This is a genomic window from Actinoplanes sp. NPDC089786 (genome assembly GCF_040684855.1).
Taxonomy (GTDB): domain Bacteria; phylum Actinomycetota; class Actinomycetes; order Mycobacteriales; family Micromonosporaceae; genus Actinoplanes.
In genome coordinates, this window is record NZ_JBFBGU010000037.1 from 1 (window position 1) to 17,293 (window position 17,293).

15 protein-coding genes and 2 pseudogenes are annotated in these 17,293 nt (G+C 72.0%); 11 read left to right on the top strand and 6 right to left on the bottom strand.

The features are described 5' to 3' along the window. Nucleotides 1-91: 91 nt before the first annotated feature. Complete coding sequence (locus AB0O15_RS45025; RefSeq protein ID WP_364333342.1) at nt 92-1,264, bottom strand: cytochrome P450; 1,173 nt, start codon at nt 1,262-1,264, stop codon at nt 92-94. Nucleotides 1,265-1,352: 88 nt separating this feature from the next. Next, nucleotides 1,353-3,944, bottom strand: a complete 2,592-nt coding sequence (locus AB0O15_RS45030) for a carboxypeptidase regulatory-like domain-containing protein (RefSeq protein WP_364333345.1) — start codon at nt 3,942-3,944, stop codon at nt 1,353-1,355. 72 nt (nt 3,945-4,016) lie between these two features. Here AB0O15_RS45030 and AB0O15_RS45035 point away from each other — a divergent pair. Beyond that, nucleotides 4,017-4,853, top strand: a pseudogene (locus AB0O15_RS45035) (RtcB family protein); the annotation flags it as partial. A gap of 13 nt (nt 4,854-4,866) precedes the next feature. On the opposite strand, the gene AB0O15_RS45040 reads toward AB0O15_RS45035, so the two are convergent. Next, nucleotides 4,867-5,538 (bottom strand): response regulator transcription factor, encoded by a 672-nt coding sequence (locus AB0O15_RS45040; protein ID WP_364333348.1) that lies wholly within the window; start codon nt 5,536-5,538, stop codon nt 4,867-4,869. Beyond that, nucleotides 5,535-6,707 (bottom strand): sensor histidine kinase, encoded by a 1,173-nt coding sequence (locus AB0O15_RS45045; RefSeq protein ID WP_364333351.1) that lies wholly within the window; start codon nt 6,705-6,707, stop codon nt 5,535-5,537. Before AB0O15_RS45045 ends, AB0O15_RS45040 begins: the two co-directional genes overlap by 4 nt. 119 nt (nt 6,708-6,826) lie before the next feature. Here AB0O15_RS45045 and AB0O15_RS45050 point away from each other — a divergent pair, with 119 nt between their 5' ends. The 5 genes from AB0O15_RS45050 to AB0O15_RS45070 are packed head-to-tail and all read left to right on the top strand — an operon-like array spanning nt 6,827 to nt 10,478. Next, nucleotides 6,827-7,426 (top strand): VTT domain-containing protein, encoded by a 600-nt coding sequence (locus tag AB0O15_RS45050; protein ID WP_364333354.1) that lies wholly within the window; start codon nt 6,827-6,829, stop codon nt 7,424-7,426. 13 nt (nt 7,427-7,439) lie between these two features. Further along, complete coding sequence (locus tag AB0O15_RS45055) at nt 7,440-8,624, top strand: glycosyltransferase (protein ID WP_364333357.1); 1,185 nt, start codon at nt 7,440-7,442, stop codon at nt 8,622-8,624. Further along, nucleotides 8,621-9,289 (top strand): DUF998 domain-containing protein, encoded by a 669-nt coding sequence (locus tag AB0O15_RS45060; protein WP_364333360.1) that lies wholly within the window; start codon nt 8,621-8,623, stop codon nt 9,287-9,289. Before AB0O15_RS45055 ends, AB0O15_RS45060 begins: the two co-directional genes overlap by 4 nt. After that, the gene (locus AB0O15_RS45065) at nt 9,289-9,975 is read left to right on the top strand and encodes a DedA family protein (protein ID WP_364333363.1); all 687 of its coding nucleotides are present in this window, start codon (nt 9,289-9,291) and stop codon (nt 9,973-9,975) included. Before AB0O15_RS45060 ends, AB0O15_RS45065 begins: the two co-directional genes overlap by 1 nt. Nucleotides 9,976-9,998: 23 nt before the next feature. Next, entirely contained in the window at nt 9,999-10,478 is a 480-nt protein-coding gene (locus AB0O15_RS45070) for a response regulator (protein ID WP_364333366.1), read from the top strand. 88 nt (nt 10,479-10,566) lie between these two features. Here the strand turns inward: AB0O15_RS45070 and AB0O15_RS45075 are convergent, their stop codons facing one another. Next, the gene (locus AB0O15_RS45075; protein ID WP_364333369.1) at nt 10,567-11,340 is read right to left on the bottom strand and encodes an SDR family oxidoreductase; all 774 of its coding nucleotides are present in this window, start codon (nt 11,338-11,340) and stop codon (nt 10,567-10,569) included. 425 nt (nt 11,341-11,765) lie between these two features. Between AB0O15_RS45075 and AB0O15_RS45080 the strand changes: the two genes are divergently transcribed. The 4 genes and pseudogenes from AB0O15_RS45080 to AB0O15_RS45095 all read left to right on the top strand — a co-directional run. After that, entirely contained in the window at nt 11,766-12,554 is a 789-nt protein-coding gene (locus AB0O15_RS45080) for an NAD(P)H-binding protein (protein ID WP_364333372.1), read from the top strand. Nucleotides 12,555-12,563: 9 nt separating this feature from the next. Continuing rightward, a complete protein-coding gene (locus AB0O15_RS45085) occupies nt 12,564-14,036 on the top strand; it encodes a DHA2 family efflux MFS transporter permease subunit (protein WP_364333375.1) in 1,473 nt (490 codons plus the stop codon). A 62-nt stretch (nt 14,037-14,098) separates the two neighbouring features. After that, nucleotides 14,099-14,362 carry a helix-turn-helix domain-containing protein gene (locus AB0O15_RS45090; RefSeq protein ID WP_364333378.1) on the top strand — a complete coding sequence of 88 codons (264 nt, stop codon included), beginning with the start codon at nt 14,099-14,101 and terminating at the stop codon, nt 14,360-14,362. 72 nt (nt 14,363-14,434) lie between these two features. Continuing rightward, nucleotides 14,435-14,857, top strand: a pseudogene (locus AB0O15_RS45095) (HipA domain-containing protein); the annotation flags it as partial. Here AB0O15_RS45095 and AB0O15_RS45100 read toward each other — a convergent pair. Then, entirely contained in the window at nt 14,760-15,881 is a 1,122-nt protein-coding gene (locus AB0O15_RS45100) for a serine hydrolase domain-containing protein (RefSeq protein WP_364333381.1), read from the bottom strand. The pseudogene AB0O15_RS45095 and the gene AB0O15_RS45100 sit on opposite strands and share 98 nt — an antisense overlap. Before the next feature lie 129 nt (nt 15,882-16,010). On the opposite strand from AB0O15_RS45100, the gene AB0O15_RS45105 reads away from it, so the two are divergent. Further along, complete coding sequence (locus AB0O15_RS45105) at nt 16,011-17,279, top strand: sensor histidine kinase (RefSeq protein WP_364333384.1); 1,269 nt, start codon at nt 16,011-16,013, stop codon at nt 17,277-17,279. The last annotated feature ends 14 nt before the right edge of the window (nt 17,280-17,293 follow it).

Sequence of the window (17,293 nt, forward strand, 5' to 3'; positions counted from 1 at the left end):
CCGCATAAGTCACCGCTTCAACCAAGACCCATCCCACGCCGCTTCGCGCCGCGGGATGCTGCCGCGTATCTGGTCACGGTCGATTTTCGAGTTAGAGGGTGACCGGCAGGTCGTGGAGGCCTCGGAGGAGCAGGCCGGGGCGCCAGGACAGTTCGGAGGGCGGGACGGCCAGGCGGAGGTCGGGGAAGCGGTCGAGGAGCTTGTCGAAGGCGATCGCCGCCTCGAGGCGGGCCAGGGGCGCGCCCAGGCAGTAGTGCAGGCCGTGGCCGAAGCCGATGTGGGCGTTGGACGGACGGTCGAAGCGGAGCTCGTCGGGGGCGTCGAAGCGGGCCGGGTCGCGGTTGGCGGCGGCCAGCGCGACCAGCACCACGTCGCCGGCGCGGATCTGCTGGCCGGCCAGTTCGAAGTCTTCGGTGGCGACGCGGCCGGTGGAGAGCTCGACCGGGCCCTCGTAACGCAGGAACTCCTCGATCGCGCCGGGCAGCAGGCCGCGGTCGGCGCGCAGCCGCTCCCAGCGGTCGCGGTCGCTGAGCAGCAGGTAGGTGCCGTTGCCGATCAGGTTGACGGTGGTCTCGTGGCCGGCGATGAGCAGCAGGAACACCATTGAGGTGAGCTCGTTCTCGGTGAGCCGGTCATCGCTGTCGCGCACCGCGATCAGGCCGGAGAGCAGGTCGTCGCCGAGGTTGCCGCGGCGGTACTCGATGAGGCCCCGGATGTAGCCGACCAGCGACCCCATGGACGATTGCATGCGTTCCGGGCCGGTCACCTCCGAACCGGACACGATGTCGTTGGACCAGGAGCGGAACTTGTCCTGGTCTTCCGCGGGGATGCCGAGCAGCTCGCAGATCACCTGGATGGGCAGCGGGAACGCGAACGCGTCGATCAGGTCGACCCGGTCGTGTGAGCTCATCGCGTCGAGCAGGGCGTCGGTGATCTCCTCGATGCGGGGCCGCAGCGCCTCGATCCGCCGGGTGGTGAACGTGGCCGCGACCAGCTTGCGCAGGCGGGTGTGGTCGGGCGGGTCGGTGGCCAGCATGTGCCGGCTGATCGCGGTGTCGACGGCATGCGACTGCGGGCCGCGCGGCGCCTTGGACAGCCGCGGGTCGGTCAGCGCCTTGCGCGCGTCCTCATAGCGGGTGACCAGCCACGCGTCGAAGCCGCGGGGCATGCTGACCCGCCGGATCGGGCCTTCGGCCTGCCACTCGGCATAGACCGGATAGGGGTTCGCCGCGAACAACGGGTCAGCGAAGTCCTGCTGGGTCATGGCGCGTCCCCTCCGAGTCGGTAAACGTCCGTTCACACGCTACCCCGCGGCGGGCGGGCGTCCAGATTGGAGGCCCGCCCGCGACGGGTCAGCCGATGGTCAGGTCGAGCCGCTTGGCGCCCTCCGCGGGAACGCTGACCGGGCCCTCGTGCTGCCCGGCGGCCTTGGTCACCGGGTTGGCCAGGTACCAGTCGATGGTCACCGGCCGGCCGCCGATCACCGTGAACTCGTAGTCGCCGCCCTGACCGGGAACGTCGACCACCGCGAGCAGGTCACCGCTGGCCACGTTGCGGGCCTTCAGCCGGCCGCCGCTCCACGCCGGACCGCCCGGCTTCACGGTGACCGTGCCGCTGACCGTGGTGCCGGCCGACAGCGCCATGTCGTAGGGGGTGGTGGCGCCGCTGGTCAGCGCGATCGTCTCGGCCTGGAAGCGGTTGCCGGTGGCGCCGGAGAACTGCCGCGGCAGGTCCCAGGCCGGGGTGAAGAGCAGCGGCCACGAGTACGGCCCGAGGTCGCGCAACGTGTATCGCCCCTGGTTGTCGGTGGTGGCGAGCGGGGTGCGGGCGGCCCCGGGGAGTTCGTGGGCCAGGACCCCGACGTTGACGCCCGCCACCGGCTGCCCGGCCGGGTCACGGACCACGCCGCTGACCGTGCCGGCCCGGTCGAGCAGCGCCGTGCCGGCCTTGATGGTGTGGCCGGCCCTCACCCGGAACTTGGTCGCCTCGCGTTGGTCGCCGGTGCCGCCCTCGGGGGTGTACCACTGCGACCCGGACGAGCTGGTGCCCCGGACGAACAACTGGTAGACGCCGACCGGCAGGGCCGCGGTGGTGGCCTTGCCGTTCCGGTTGGTGCAGGAGGAGCCGGGCGTTCCGGTGCCGGTTCCCACCTCGACCGCCACGATGCACGCGCTGTCGAACGGCGCTCCGGTCGCCCGGTCGTGAACCTCCAGGTGAAGCCGGCCACCGAGGGTCACCGGCACCGTCACCCGGGTGTTCCCGCCATCGGTGACCGTCACCGCGACGTCGCGGGTGACGAGGTGGTCCTTGTCGCCGCCTCGCGGGGTCAGCGTGAGCAGGGTCGGGCCGGCGGCGAGGCCGGCGGCGGTCACGGTCGAGCCGGGGGTGCAGTATTCGCCGGACTTCGCGATCACGGTGGCGCAGAAGCCGGTGACCGGCGCGCCGGTCTCGGCGTCGACCGCGGTGACGGTGACCGCGCCGCCCCGCTGCCAGGTGGTGTCCACCGTCGCCGTGCCGCCGGACGAGGTGGTGACCAGTCCGCCGTCCTGGGTCAGCTTGCCGGTCGGGTTGGTGAGCGTGAGCCGGTAGGTCTCCGGGAACACACCGTTCATCCGCCAGGTGCCGTCGGGGCCGGTGGTGGCGGTGTAGCCGAGCGTCACGCCGTCGACGGCGACGTCGGCCCGGACCTTGATGCCGGGCAGGGGCTCGCCGGTCGGCAGGGTCACCGTGCCGGTGAGGGTGCCGCCGGCGGGCTGGTAGGCCCAGATCTGCTTCCGCTTGCCGGGTCGCACCTTGACCCGGGTGGCGTTCTCGATCCGGACCGTGCCCGGCGCGTAGAAGGTGGTGCCGGCGCCCGAGGTGTAGCCGAAGATGTACTCGCCGGGAAGCAGGGTGTTGAAGTAGTTCCGGCCCAGCGTCGTGCCGCGGGTGGAAGCGATCAGCTCACCGTCGTGCCAGACGCCGAACGTCCACCGGGACAGGCGCAGGCCCGGGGTACGCAGCGCCACCCTCAGCTGGCCGGTCGGCCGCATCCGGTCGTGCAGCCGGGTCGGCCGCCCGGCCGTGACCTCGAAGATCTGGGCGTCGGCGCGGTCGATCTGGCCGGGCACCCACTGGTAGGAGGCGATCCTCACCTGCCAGCGGCCGACCGGCACGGTCAGGCTGAAGGTGCCGTCGGCGGCGGTCTGCCCGCCGACGAAGTTCGTGCCGTCGACCTGGTAGGCGTACACCGTCACCGGCCGGGTGGTGCGGTTGATCTTCCCGGTCAGCGTGCCGGTCGGCAGCAGACTCTCGTCGATCGTCAGCCGCTCGCCGGCGGGCAGCGTGAAGGTGGTGGCGGCCGGCGCGCTGCCGGCGTCGTGTCCCCATTGGGTGAGGGAGTTGGCGTTGAACGAGATCGTCAGCGGGCCCGCGGGCACGCCGGCGACCGCGTAGCGCCCGTCGTCGTCGGTGCGGGCGGCCAGGTACAGCTGACCGAACGGCGTGGTGATCGAGGTCGAGCCGTTGGTGACCGGGGCGCCGGCGGCGGTGGTGAGCCGGCCCTGGACGGTGCCGGTCGGGACCTTGCGCTCGTCGATGACCGTGGTCAGGCCGGGCACCACGGTGAAAAGCCCAGCCTGGGCCTGCGGCTTGCCGGGGGCGTACTGGGTCACGCGCTCGTGGGTGAAGGACACCGTGATCGGCCCGGCCGGAACGCTGTTGAGCTGATAGCGGCCGCGCGCGTCGGTGGTCGCCGAGCTGGTGCGGCCGTCGAACTCCGGGCTTCGTGAGGTCACCGACGCGCCGGCGATGGGGGCGCCGGCCTGGTCGGTGAAGACGCCCCGGACGGTGCCGGTCTCGGGTGACGGCGCGACGATCACGTTGGCCGCGGCGGCCGGCGTGGTCGGCGCGACGAGGATCAGGCCGGCGGCGAGCAGGCCGGCGGATAAGAGTCTTCTGAGCATGCGAGTCGAACCCCCGCTGGGTGATGGTCCACTGAGGATCCGAGCCTATGCGAGAACGCTCACCGGGGAGGGCTGGCCGCCCGGTTCCCCGACCTGGACCGGGCCGTCGACCCGGCCGAGGTGGACGAGGAGATTCCGGCCGGACACACCGACAGCCTGGGTACGGTCGGCCGGGGCAACCACTTCGTCGAGCTGGCCCGGGTCGACGCCGTGCTCGACGCCGTCCACGCCGAGCGGGCCGGCCTGGCCCGGGGCGACCTGGTCCTGATCGTCCACAGCGGTTCGCGCGGGCTCGGCGAGCGCATCCTGCGCGCGCACACCGAGACGCACGGCGCCGGCCCGGCCGAAGATCCGGCCGCCTACCTGGCCGCGTACGACGACGCGGTGCGCTGGGGTTCGCTGAACCGCCGCCTGCTGGCGGCCCGGGTCGGCGAGGCGATCGGCGCCGACATCGGCGAGGCGGTCGTCGACGAGTGCCACAACCTGGTCGAGGTCCTCCAGAACAACGAAGACGACGGCCACTACCTGCACCGCAAGGGCGCGGCCCGGGGCGACGGCCGGGACGTGCTGATCGCCGGCACCCGGGGCACACCCTCGTTCCTGGTCGCGGCGCACGCCGGTCCGGAGGCGAACTGGTCGGTGGCCCACGGCGCGGGTCGCAAGATGTCCCGCTCCGACGCGCTGACCCGGGGCAAGGCCAAGCACACCGTCGAGGAGCTGCGCCGGACGCCGGTCGGGTCGCTGGTGGTGTGCGGCGATCGGCAACTGCTCTTCGAGGAGGCGCCGACGGCGTACAAGAAGATCGAGCGGGTGATCGACGATCTGGTCGCCTTCGGCCTGGCCACGCCGATCCTGAGCACCCTGCCGCTGGTCACCTACAAGACGGCCGAGAAGGGGCGGCGGCGATGAGCGCGCACCTGCCCTAACGGCTGCCCGGAACCACCAGACCGGACTCGTAGCCGAAGACCACCGCCTGCACCCGGTCGCGCAGGCCGAGCTTGCCCAGGATGCGGCTGACGTGCGTCTTGGTGGTCTGCTCGGCGATGAACAACTCGGCCGCGATCTCGGCGTTCGAGCGGCCCAGGGCGATCAGCCGCAGCACCTCGCGCTCGCGGTCGGTCAGGCCGTTGAGCTGGGTCGATCCGGTGGTGGCGCGGGGGCGGGCGGCGACGAAGTTCTCGATCAGGCGGCGGGTCACGCTGGGCGAGAGCAGGGCCTCGCCGCCCGCGACCACACGTACGGCCTGGAGCAGCTCGTCCGGCTCACTGTCCTTGAGCAGGAAGCCCGAGGCGCCCGCCCGCAGCGCCTCGTAGATGTAGTCGTCCAGGTCGAACGTGGTCAGCATCAGCACCCGCGGGTGGTGGCCCTCGGCGCGTTCCGGCCCGAGCAGCGCGCTCGTCGCGGCCAGCCCGTCCAGGACCGGCATGCGTACGTCCATCAGCACCAGGTCGGGCCGCAGGCCACGGGTCTTGTCGATGCCGGCGCGCCCGTTCTCGGCCTCGCCGACCACGGTCATGTCGTCCTGCGACTCGAGGATCGCCCGGATGCCGACGCGGATCATCGACTGGTCGTCCACGATCAGGATCCGGATCACGCCACGCCTCCCACCGGCAGTCTCGCCGCCACCCGGTAACCACCCTCGGGCAGTGGGCCGGTCTCCAATGATCCACCAAGCATGCGAACCCGTTCCCGCATGCCGTGGATGCCGTGCCCGCCCGGCGCCGGGTCGTTCTTCGTCTCGGTCGGGTCATTTCGGATGACCAGCGACAGAGCGCCACCATCGAACGTCACCGACACGTCGGCGGCCGCCCCCGGCGCGTGCCGGATCACGTTGCTCAGCGACTCCTGGACAATCCGGTAGGCCGCGGCGGCCACTGTGTCGGGGATATCCGGGATCACAGACATCGTCAGATCGACGGGTACGCCGGCCAGCCGCGTCGACGCGGCCAGATCCTCGATCCGGTCCAGCCCCGGCACCGGCGCCAGCGTCGCGCCGCTGCTCTCGTCCCGCAGCACCGACAACAGCTGGCGCATCTCCCGCATCGCCGACCGCGCGTTCGCCGCGATCCGGGTGAACTCGGCCTTCGACTCCGGGTCGGCGTTCTTCAGCCGGTACGACGCCGACGTCGCCTGCATGTGGATGACCGACATGCTGTGCGCGACCACGTCGTGCAGTTCGCGGGCGATCCGGGTGCGTTCCTCGGCGACCGCCCGCTGACTCTGCTCGACCGCCACGTCCCGGCGGGCCTCGGCCAGCTGCCGGCGGATCCCGGACCAGTGCCGCACCACCATCGCCGCGATCAGCAGCAGCGCCGAGTCGGTGCTGTAGATGATCATCGTGACGTCGGCGTTGCGGGCGGCCATCCCCCGCGAGTCGAGCACCCCGATCAGGATCAGCATCAGCGAGCTGGCCCACCAGGCGACCATCCCGGCCCGCCAGCTGTGCCGGGCGCCGACCAGGCCCACATGCAGGATCAACGCGATCATCCCCGGAATCGTCAGCGGCCAGGTCAGGCCCGGGTTGACCGGCATGGCCAGGGCGAACGTCGCCACCCCGGCGAACTGGATCACGGTGGCCTCGACCGGCCGGCTGAGCGTCAGCGGGATGGCCACACCCTGCGCGGTCGCGGCCACGAACGAGATGAGCAACGGCACGTCGTACGCCGACGCCGCGATCGGCACGGACACGACCAGCACCGCCACGCCCAGCGTGCCGGTGACGAACCACCAGAGCAGGGTGGGCGACGGCCGTCGCATCCGCATGTCAACCACTACCTGACCGTACCTAGGGGTGAAGAGGCGTCACGTCACTCCGCGGTATGGGTGCGGATGAAACCCCGGAGGGACGCGAGGGGTACGGCCTCGAACCCATAGTCACCGCCATGGATGTGGCACAGGTGCTCTGGAACGCGGTGGTCGACCACCCGTACACCCTGCTGGGACCGCTGGTGCTGGCCGAGGGGCCGGCCGCGACGGTGCTCGCCGGGTCGCTGGTCGGCGCCGGTCTGGCCGCGTTCTGGCCGATCCTGCTGATCGTCGTGGTCGCCGACGTGGCCGCGGACAGCGCGCTCTACCTGCTCGGCCGGTTCGGCACCCGGCCACGGATCGCCCGCCTGCTGCGCCGGCTCGGGCTGACCGAGAAGCGCCGGGTACGGCTCACCGGCGCCGTCGTGGACAACCTGCCCAGGGTGGTCGCCGGGGCCAAGGCGATCGACCTGGCGGCGATACCCGCGTACCTGGCCGCCGGGCTGGCCCGGATCCCGTACCGCCGGTTCGTCGGCTGGGTGGGCCTGGCCAGCGCGATCCGGGCCGGGGTGCTGATCGGCCTCGGCGTGATCTTCGGACGGCAGGCCGCCGACCTGCTCAACTCCCCGGCCACGGCGATCGCCTGCACGGTGGGGCTGGCCGTCGTCGTGACCTCGATCCACCTTCTCGTCCGGCGGTGGGCCGGGCGTCGATTTCGAGTAACACCGGCTCTCTGAGGGGTTTTCTGACATGCGCATTCTCATCGCTGCCGACACGTACGCACCCGACGTCAACGGCGCCTCCTACTTCGCCCAGCGTCTCGCCCACGCGCTCGTCCCGGCCCACCAGGTGCACGTCGTCTGCCCGGCGACGTCGGCCGAGAGCCGCACCGTCTTCGTCGACGGCGTGGTCGAGCACCGGGTCCGGTCGCTGCCGGTCCTGCGGCGCAAGGGATTCCGGTTCTGCGCCCCGGTCGGGCTGGTCACCTCGGCCCGGAAGATCCTGGAGTTCGTCCGGCCCGACGTGGTGCACGCGCAGAGCCACATGCTGCTCAGCCGGGCCGTCATCACCGCCGCCAACGAACTCGGCATCCCGGTGATCGCCACCAACCACTTCATGCCCGAGAACCTGTCGCACTACCTGCCGGTGCGCGGCGCACTGCTGGAGAAGGTGGAGGCGTGGGCGTGGCGGGACTGCGCCAAGGTGTTCACCAAGGCCGACGTGGTGACCGCGCCCACGCCGTACGCGGCCGCGCTGGCCGAGCGCAAGGGTGTGCCCGGGCCGGTGCTGCCGATCTCCTGCGGCATGGACCTGTCCCGGTTCCGGGTGGGCACGCCGGCCGCCGCGTTCCGGCTCAAGTACCGGGTGCCGCAGCGGCCGACCATCGCCTACGTCGGGCGCCTGGACAAGGAGAAGAACCTGGACGTGCTGGTCCGGGCGCTCCCCATGGTCCGCCGCAGGGTCGCCGACGCCCAGCTCGTGCTGATCGGCAAGGGTGACCAGCAGCACCGGCTGGAGGCGCTGGCCCAGCGGCTGGGCGTGGCCGACGGGCTGATCTTCACCGGCTTCGTGGCCGACGCCGACCTGCCCGCCGCCTACTCCGCCGCCGACGTCTTCGTCAACGCGGGCACGGCCGAGCTGCAGAGTCTCGTGGTCCTCGAGGCGATGGCGGCCGGTCTGCCCGTCCTCGGCGCCGACGCGTCCGCGCTGCCGCACCTCGTGCACCACGGCCACAACGGCTTCCTGTTCCCCCCGGGCGACCATGACCGACTCGCCGAGCACCTGACAACCGTGCTGTCCGACCACCACAAGAAGGCCGAGATGGGGGTACGTAGCAGAGCGATCGCCGAGCGACACGACGTGGCCACCACCGTGAAGGAGTTCGAGCGCCTGTACGCGCTGCGGACCCAGCCGGCCGTCCTGGAAGCGGCATGACGCCGCTGGTGATGCTCGGCCTGGCGGTGTGCGTCGTGGCCGGGGTGAGCCTGCACCTGGTGGCCAACCTCGACCCGGTCAACACGATGCTCAGCGACGCGGTGGTGTCGGTGCCCGGTGCGGTGCTGCTCGGCATCGCCTGCGCCGGGCTGGTCGCGGTGGCGGGTTCGCTCGCCGTCGAGGCCGCCCGGCACGGGCCCTGGCGCCGGCTCGTGCCGACCCTGCTCGGCGTGTGGTCGGCCGCGCTGGCGGCGATCGTGGTGTTCCCGACCAACCCGCCCGGGATGCCGGTGGACACGGCGGCGGTGATCCACCGGTACGGGGCGGCGATGCTTGCGGTCGTACCCCCGGTCGTGGGTCTGCTCGTGGCCCGCACCCGCCGGCTGCGGATCGCGGCCTGGACCACCGCCGGGGCCGCCGGGCTCTTCGGCCTGCTGCACGGGCCGGCGGTGCTGCTCGGCGAGGACGTCGTCCCGTACGCCGGCCTCACCGAACGCGTGCTCTTCGCCCTGATCCTGGTGCTGCTGGCGCTGACCGCACGCGAACTTCGACCGCTTACGTCCGTCTCCGCTTCGCCTCATGGCGATCGGCCGGTAACCGCCCTGTCGCCCCCCGCAACCACGATGGTGCCGAACGCACCCCCGACGATCGCCGAGGTGGCGTGATGGTGGATCTGCTCGCGATGATCGAGCCGTGGATGACGTCCCCGTGGATCTACCCGATCACCGCGGGCATGGCGGCGGGCGACGTGCTCTTCCCGGCCATCCCCGCCGAGGGCGCGGTGATCGGCGCCGGGGTCTTCGCCGCCTCCACCGGCACACCCAACATCTGGCTGATCATGGCCGTGGCCGCGGTGGGGGCCATCGTCGGTGACCACATCTCGTACGCGATCGGCCGCAGTGTTCTGGGCCCGCGCCTGATCGGCCGCTCCCGCCGCCTCGCCGCGGCTGTGGCCCACATCTCCCGGCAGCTCGACAAGCGCGGCGGCTCGATGATCGTGGCGTCCCGGTTCATCCCCGGCGGGCGCACCGCGGTCACCCTGGCCAGCGGCACGGCCGGCTACCCGCTGCGCCGCTTCACCCGCGCCACCGTCCTCGGCGGCGTGCTGTGGGCGGCCTACAGCGGCGTGATCGGGCTGCTCGGCGGCACGGCGTTCGCCCACAACCCGGTGGTCGGCATCCTCGCCGGCGTCGGCCTGTCCCTGCTGATCACCGGTGCCGTCGAGGTCGTCCGCGTACTGATGAGACGGCGGGCCGGCCGCACCAGCCCCACCGACCCGGCCAACCTCATCGACCACAAGCCCTCAGCGGATTTCGCGGACGTGCCGAACAGTCCTGCTGTACGGCTCTAGCTTTCTCTGACCGGGGATCCGCCATGGTTACAGTGCTCGTCGCCGACGACGACGCGGACCACCGCGAGCTGATGGCGCTGTCGCTGCGCCGGTTCGGCCACGAGGTGGCCGCCGCCGCCGACACCGGCCACGCCTCCGACCTGATCGCCCGCGGCGGCATCGACGCGCTGCTGCTCGACGTCCGCATGCCCGGCGAGTCCGGCATCGACTTCTGCCGCCGCCTGCGCGTCTCGCCGGCCACCGCCGCCCTGCCCATCATGTTCGTCACGGCCGACGTCAACGACCACCGCATCCTCGCGGCCATGGAAGCCGGCGCCGACGACTACCTGACCAAGCCGTTCCACCGCTCCGAACTGGCCACCCGCCTGGACAACCTGCTGCTGCGGCGCACCACGGCACCCGGCCGCTCGGCGTCCGCGGCCACGGCCGCGATGCTGGCGGCGCGGCACTCCATCCACCAGGCGCCCGCGCGACCGTCCATGCGCCTGAGCCGTGCTTCATGACCCGGCCAGGGCATCGGCGTGGCCCAGAGCGCGCCTGACGGCAGGTGTTGTATGTCGGTGTTCCGCGGCCGACGGTTATGAAACACGCTCAGCGGGCTGACCACCCACCATCGGAGGCGATGGTCTGGCCGGTGACCCAGGCCGCCTCGTCGCTCAGCAACCAGGCCACCAGCTTCGCCGTGTCCGACGGCGTGCTCCACCGCCCGCCCGGCGTGAGCGCGGTGACCTCGGCACGGGTCGCGGCGTCGGCCCAGCCGGTCTCGTTGGGACCCGGGTTGACACAGTTGACCGTGATGCCCCGGGGAATCAGATGCACCGCGAGGCTGCGGGTCACCTCATGCAGGGCCGCCTTGGACGCGATGTAGGGCAGCTCGCCCGGCTGGGCGCCGTGATACTGCCCCGACGTGAAGAACAGCACCCGCCCGCCCGGCCGCGCATCATCATGCTGCGCGGCGAAGGCCTGCGTCAGCAGCAGGGTCGCGCGCGTGTTGACCGCGTAGGTGACGTCGAGCTCGGCGGCGGTCAGCTCCTCGAGCGACTGGCCGAAGCCGCGGGCATGGTTGGCGACGACGGCGTCGACATGGCCGAAGGCCTCGCGGGCGGCCGTGATCAGGGTTGCCGGCGCGCCGGCGTCGGCCAGGTCGGCTTCGAGATGGGCGACGTCGCCGCCGGCCGCCCGGAGCTCGTCGACCAAGGCGTTCGGGGTGTCGCCGCCCCAGGGTTGCTCGGCGTCATAGGGCGTCCACGAATGCAGGAAGACCGAGGCGCCGTCGGCGACGGCCCGGCGGGCGATGGCGGCACCGATGGCGATTCGCCGACTGGCGCCGGTGACGAGCACGACGCGGCCACTCATGGAAGACATCAGCCGATGATCCCCGACGCGGCGCTTCCGCGTTGTCCACAGCCTGTGGACAACGCCGCGAGGGCGGCGGTCGGAGGTGCTAGCTTTCCTGCCCACCCAGTGCCGGGGTGGGGGAGGCGGCGGCTCGTCGATGCGCGCAACCCACCCACCACCGAGGTGGGCGTTGGCGGCGGCGGCGCGGGGCGGGCTGGGCGGCGACGGGCGGGCAACGAGGGGCGCGGCGGCCGCGCGGGGCCTGGCGAGGACCGGGACGCGGCGGTGGAGCTGGGCTGCGGCGAGGGCCGGCGGGGCGTGGGCGGTGACGGGGCTGGGCGGTGACGGTGCTGGGCGGTGACGGTGCTGGGCGGTGACGGGGCGGGCGGAGGCGGGGCGGGCGGGGGCGGCGCGGTTGACTTGAAGTGAGCTTGAGGTGTGAGGGTCTCGGCATGATTCTCGTTACGGGTGCTACCGGGAACGTGGGCCGGCATGTTGCCGTGGGGCTGGCTGAGCGCGGGGCCGAGGTGCGGACCTCCAGTCGCGGCGGTGGGGATGTGCCGGCTGATCTGAGTGACCCGGGCCGCCTCGACCAAGCGCTCGACGGGGTTGACTCCGTGTTTCTCGTCTGGCCGGGACCGGCCGTGCCCGGGATCGCGGAAGCCGTCGCCACGATCACCGCCAGGGTGCGGAAGGTGGTCTATCTGTCGGCGGCGGGGGCCGAGCACGGGTTCTGGGGTGAGGTCGAGAAGGCGGTCGAGCACTCCGGGGTCGAGTGGGTGTTTCTGCGGCCCGGCGGGTTCGCCACGAACACGCTGGGGTGGGCGGGGATGATCCGGGATGACGGGGTGGTGCGGTGGCCGTACGGGGAGGCGCGGCGGGCGTTGATCCATGAGCGGGACATCGCCGACGTCGCGGTCACGGCGTTGCTGAGCGGGGCGCTCGACGGGCGGCGGCCGCATCTGACCGGGCCCGCGAACCTGACGCAGGTCGAGCAGGTGCGGCTCATCGGGGAGGCGATCGGGCGGGATGTGCGGTGGGTCGAGTTGCCGCGGGAGGACGCGCGGCAGCAGTTGCTCGCCGAGTGGGGGAACGAGGGGTTCGTGGACGCGTCCCTGACGTACTGGGCGTCCCTGGTTGGAACCGGCGAACCGGTCACCGAGGACGTTGCCCACATTATCGGGCGCCCGGCCCGTGCGTTTCGCGACTGGTGCAGCGACCACGCCGCGGATTTCCGGTAACACTGACGCATGGATCAAGGTCTTGTCCGGTACGGCACCGCCGCCGGCCGCTGGGTGCTGTTCGCCACGGTGCTCGGGTCGAGTCTCGCGTTCATCGACGCGACGGTGGTCAACATCGCGCTTCCGGCGATCGGCCGAGATCTGGGCGCGGACGCCGCGGATCTGCAGTGGACGATCAATGGGTACGCGCTGAGCTTGGCGTCTCTCATCCTGCTGGGTGGGTCGCTCGGTGATCGGTACGGCCGGAAGCGCGTCTTCCTGGTCGGTGTCGGCTGGTTCGCGGCCGCCTCGCTGCTGTGTGGCGTGGCGCCGAACGTCGAGCTGCTGATCGCCGCGCGGGTGTTGCAGGGCATCGGGGGAGCCCTGCTCACCCCGGGCGCGCTGGCCATCCTGGAGGCGTCGTTCGAGCCGGGCGACCGGGCCCGGGCGATCGGCGCGTGGTCGGGGCTCGGCGGCGTCGGCGGCGCCCTGGGACCGTTCCTCGGCGGCTGGCTGGTCGAGGTGGCCGACTGGCGGCTGATCTTCCTGATCAACGTACCCGTCGCCGCCCTGGTGTTGATCGTCGCGGCCCGCCACGTGCCGGAGTCGCGCAACCCGGCCGCCGCCCGCCGGCTCGACGTGGCCGGCGTGCTGACCGGGGCGGCCGGGCTGGGCGGGCTGACCTACGGCTTCACCGCGTGGCCGGAGCAGGGGCCGGGCAGCGTCGCGGTGCTCGGGTCGCTGGCCGCCGGGGTGGCCGGGCTGGTGGCGTTCGTGCTGGTCGAGCGGCGGTCGGAAGATCCGATGCTGCCGCTGGGTGTTTTCTCGTCCCGGGCGTTCAGCGGCGCCAACCTGGTCACCTTCCTGGTGTACGCGGCGAACGGCGGCGTCTTCTTCCTGGTCGTGCTCAACCTGCAGGTGGTGGCCGGGTTCAGCCCGCTGACCGGCGGCATCGCGCTGCTCCCGGTGACGGTGCTGATGCTCGCGCTGTCGTCCCGGGCGGGCGCGCTGGCGCAGCGGATCGGCCCGCGCATCCCGATGACCGCCGGCCCGCTGATCAGCGCGGCCGGCCTGGTGCTGTTGTCGAGGATCGGCGCCGGTTCGTCGTACCTGGGGAATGTCCTGCCCGCGGTGATCATCTTCGGGGTGGGCCTGTCGCTGCTGGTCGCCCCGCTCACGGCGACCGCCCTGGGCGCCCTGGAGGACCGCTACGCCGGCATCGCCTCGGGTGTGAACAACGCCGTGGCCCGCGCGGCCGGCCTGCTCGCGGTGGCGGTGCTGCCGCTGGCCGCGGGCCTGGGCGGCGGCAGCCTGACCGAGGCGTCGACGCTGCACCCGGTCTACCGCAACGCCATGCTGATCTGCGCGGGCCTGCTGGTGGCGGGCGGGGCGCTCGCGTTCCTGACCATCCCGCGCCGGATGCCCGCCCACCACGCGCCGCGCTCCTTCTGCGACCCGGCGGGCCCACCGGCCCATGCGCACGTACGTGCGCATGCCGATTGATGTGCACGTACGTGCTCATCAGGTAGGGTGTGCACGTACGTGCACACGACAGGAGTGTGGCCATGCGCGTCGGCAATGTGGGCGATCTGGGGCGACACCTGCGTGAGCGTCGCCGCTCCGCCGGTTTCACCCAGCAGCAGCTGGCCGAGCGGGCGGATGTCAGCCGTCGATGGTTGTCGGGCCTGGAGGCGGGCAAGCCGAGCGCCGAGATCGGCCTGGTGCTCCGCGTCGTCGAAGCCCTCGGGCTGTATGCGGACATCCGGCCCGCCCCGCAGCCCGACATCGACCTGGACGCCTACCTCGAGTCCTTCGAAGGCCCACGATGACCACCGACCTGACCGTTCTGCTCGGCGGCCGGCCCGCCGCGATCCTCGCCCAGCGCAAGCGCCCAGGCCAAGACCGCGCTCCACCTCGAGCCGGGCACGGGACGATGGGGCGACCCGGCCGGCGCCACGCCCACGACGCACATCCTCAAACCGGCCATCACCGGCTTCGACGACCACGACCTCAACGAGCATCTCAGTCTCACCGCCCTTCACTTCGCCGGGCTGCGGGCCGCGCGTTCCCGGGTAGTGGCTTTCGGCGACGAGCGGGCCGTGGTGGTTGAACGGTACGACCGGGCACCCGCCGTCGACGGTGCTGTGAAGCGGATCCATCAGGAGGATCTTTGCCAGGCGTTGGGCCTGGCACCTACGTGCTCGGCGGCGCCTGGCCCGGACGGCACTAGCTGGTCGGGACGGGCGCGTTGGCCACCGTGGAACGGATCAGTTCGGCCACGCCCTCCATCGGGCCGCCGTCGTTGGTGCCGAGGTGGTTCTTGAGGCAGGCGATCGACAGGTTCAGCTCGGGATACATGCCGGCCAGGCCGCCGCCCATGCCGGCCCAGCCGCAGCGCTGCCCGCCCACCTCGACGGCGTAGCCCAGGGACTTCGGGCTCTCGCCGCCGAACGACCAGTCCGGTCCGTGCGTCGCCACCCCGGTGATCTGCCGCAGCCGGTCGGGTGAGACCAGCCGGACGCCGTCCACCTCGCCCATCAGCGCGGCGTACATCCGGGCGATGCCCTTGGCGCTGACCGTGCCCACCGAGGGGATGTCGGTGCGGAGGATGTCCCGGCGGTTGCCCAGTGACGCCTCCGGGCGTACCCCGGCGGGTGCGATCTTCTCGAAGTTGGGCAGGTGCTCACTGAGCGTCTCGAGCGAGGCGGACCAGTTACAGTCGGTCAGTCGCGCGAGGTGACCCAGCGGGATCTTTTCGGGTACGCCGAAGAACAGCTCGCGGTCGGCGTGCAGCGGCCGGGCGACGTCCTCGGCGAGCACCCAGGAGAGCAGCCGGCCGGTGGCCCGCCGCACCGTCTCGCCGATCAGCCAGCCGTACGTCCAGGCGTGGTAGCCCTGCTGCGTTCCAGGCTCCCAGAGCGGGGCGGACATCGCGATCGTCCGGCACATCCGATCCCAGTCGAGAAAATCTTCGGGCGTCGTGTACGACGGCAGGTGTGGCACCCCGGCCGAGTGGGTCAGCAGGTGCCGCAGCGTGGTGTGCTCCTTGCCGTGCCGGGCGTACTCCGGCCAGACGTCCACGATCCGCAGGTCGTAGTCGATGCGCCCCTGCTCGGCCAGCACGTGGACGCAGGTGCTGGTCAGCCCCTGGCCGGTGGAGAAGCTGAAGAACGGCGTGTCCGGGGTGACCTGGTGGCCGTTGGCCGCGTCGGCCAGGCCGGACACCGCGTTCACGATCAGCCGGCCGTCCAGATAGGCCGCGACCTGCACGCCGACCTCTCGGCCGGAGCCGACCAGGCCGTCGATCGCCTTGAGCACCTGCGCTTGCAGGGCGGTCCAGTCTTCCATCCGATTACTCCAGGTTCGTCCCCACGCTCAGGCTAGCGCCGGGTTGAGCTTCTGGTCGGGTTATCCCTACCCTCGATCCGGCGGACAGCGGGATCGGACGGGGAGGCCTGGATGCCTAGCGTCAGACCTATGACCGCAACCCGCGTACTTCGCCAGCTCGGCATGGACACCCAGTACGTACTCCTCGGCTTCCCGCTCGGCCTGATCGCGGTCGTGCTCAGCATGACCTTGTTCTGGCTGGGCGTCGGCCTGACCGTCCTCTGGGTCGGCCTGCCGATCCTGACCGGCATCTTCCTGCTGGCGCGCGGTCTGGCGGTGATGGAACGCGCCCGGGTCGGCCCGGTGCTCGGCGGCCGGCTGCCCCACGTGCACTACAAGCGCGCGGTCGGACGGAGCTTGTGGCGACGGGTCGTCACCCCGCTCGGCGACGGGCAGAACTGGCTCGACCTGCTGCACGCGATGTTCCGCTTCATCCCGTCCACGATCGCGTTCTGCTTCGTGCTGACCTGGTGGGTCGGCGCGGTCGGGGGCCTGACCATCATGCTCTGGGACTGGTCGATCCCGCGCGGCCCGGAGGCCCACGACCTGCCCTGGCTGCTCGGCCTCGGCGACGGTGTCGGCGTCCGGTACACCTTCTACATGGCCTGTGGCCTGTTCTTCGCGCTCACCCTGTACCCGGTCGTGCGCGGCATGGCGATCATGGAGACCGCCTTCGCGCGGCTGCTGCTCAGCCGGGTCAGCGACCTGCGCGAGCAGGTCGCCCAGGCGGAACTCGCCCGGGACACCGCCCGCTCCCAGAAGAACGCCGCGGTCTCGGCCGAGGCGGTCGCCCTGCGCAAGCTGGAACGCGACATCCACGACGGCCCGCAGCAGCGGCTGATCCGGCTGGCCATGGACCTGGGCCGGGCCGAGCAGCAGTTCACCAAGGACCCGGACGCGGCCCGGGCCACGGTCACCGAGGCGCTCACCCAGACCCGCGAGACGCTGGACGAGTTGCGGGCGCTCTCCCGCGGCATCGCTCCGCCGATCCTGGTCGACCGCGGGCTGCCGGCCGCGCTGACCGCGGTCGCCGGGCGCTGCACGGTGCCGGTCGAGCTGATCGTGCCGGGCATCGAGCGCCTCGACCCGGCGGTGGAGTCGGCCGCGTACTTCGTGGTGGCCGAGTCGCTGACCAACGTGGCCAAGCACAGCCAGGCGACCGAGGCCAAGGTGACCGTGCGGGAGCTGGCCGGCCGGCTGCTGATCGAGGTGGCCGACGACGGTGTGGGCGGCGCCTCGGTCGCCAAGGGGAGCGGCCTGGCCGGGCTGGAGGACCGGGTGCACGCCGCGGGCGGCGAGTTCGAGGTGTTCAGCGCGGCCGGGGAGGGAACGGCGATCCGGGTAGCGCTGCCCGTGTGAAAGACGACAGTATG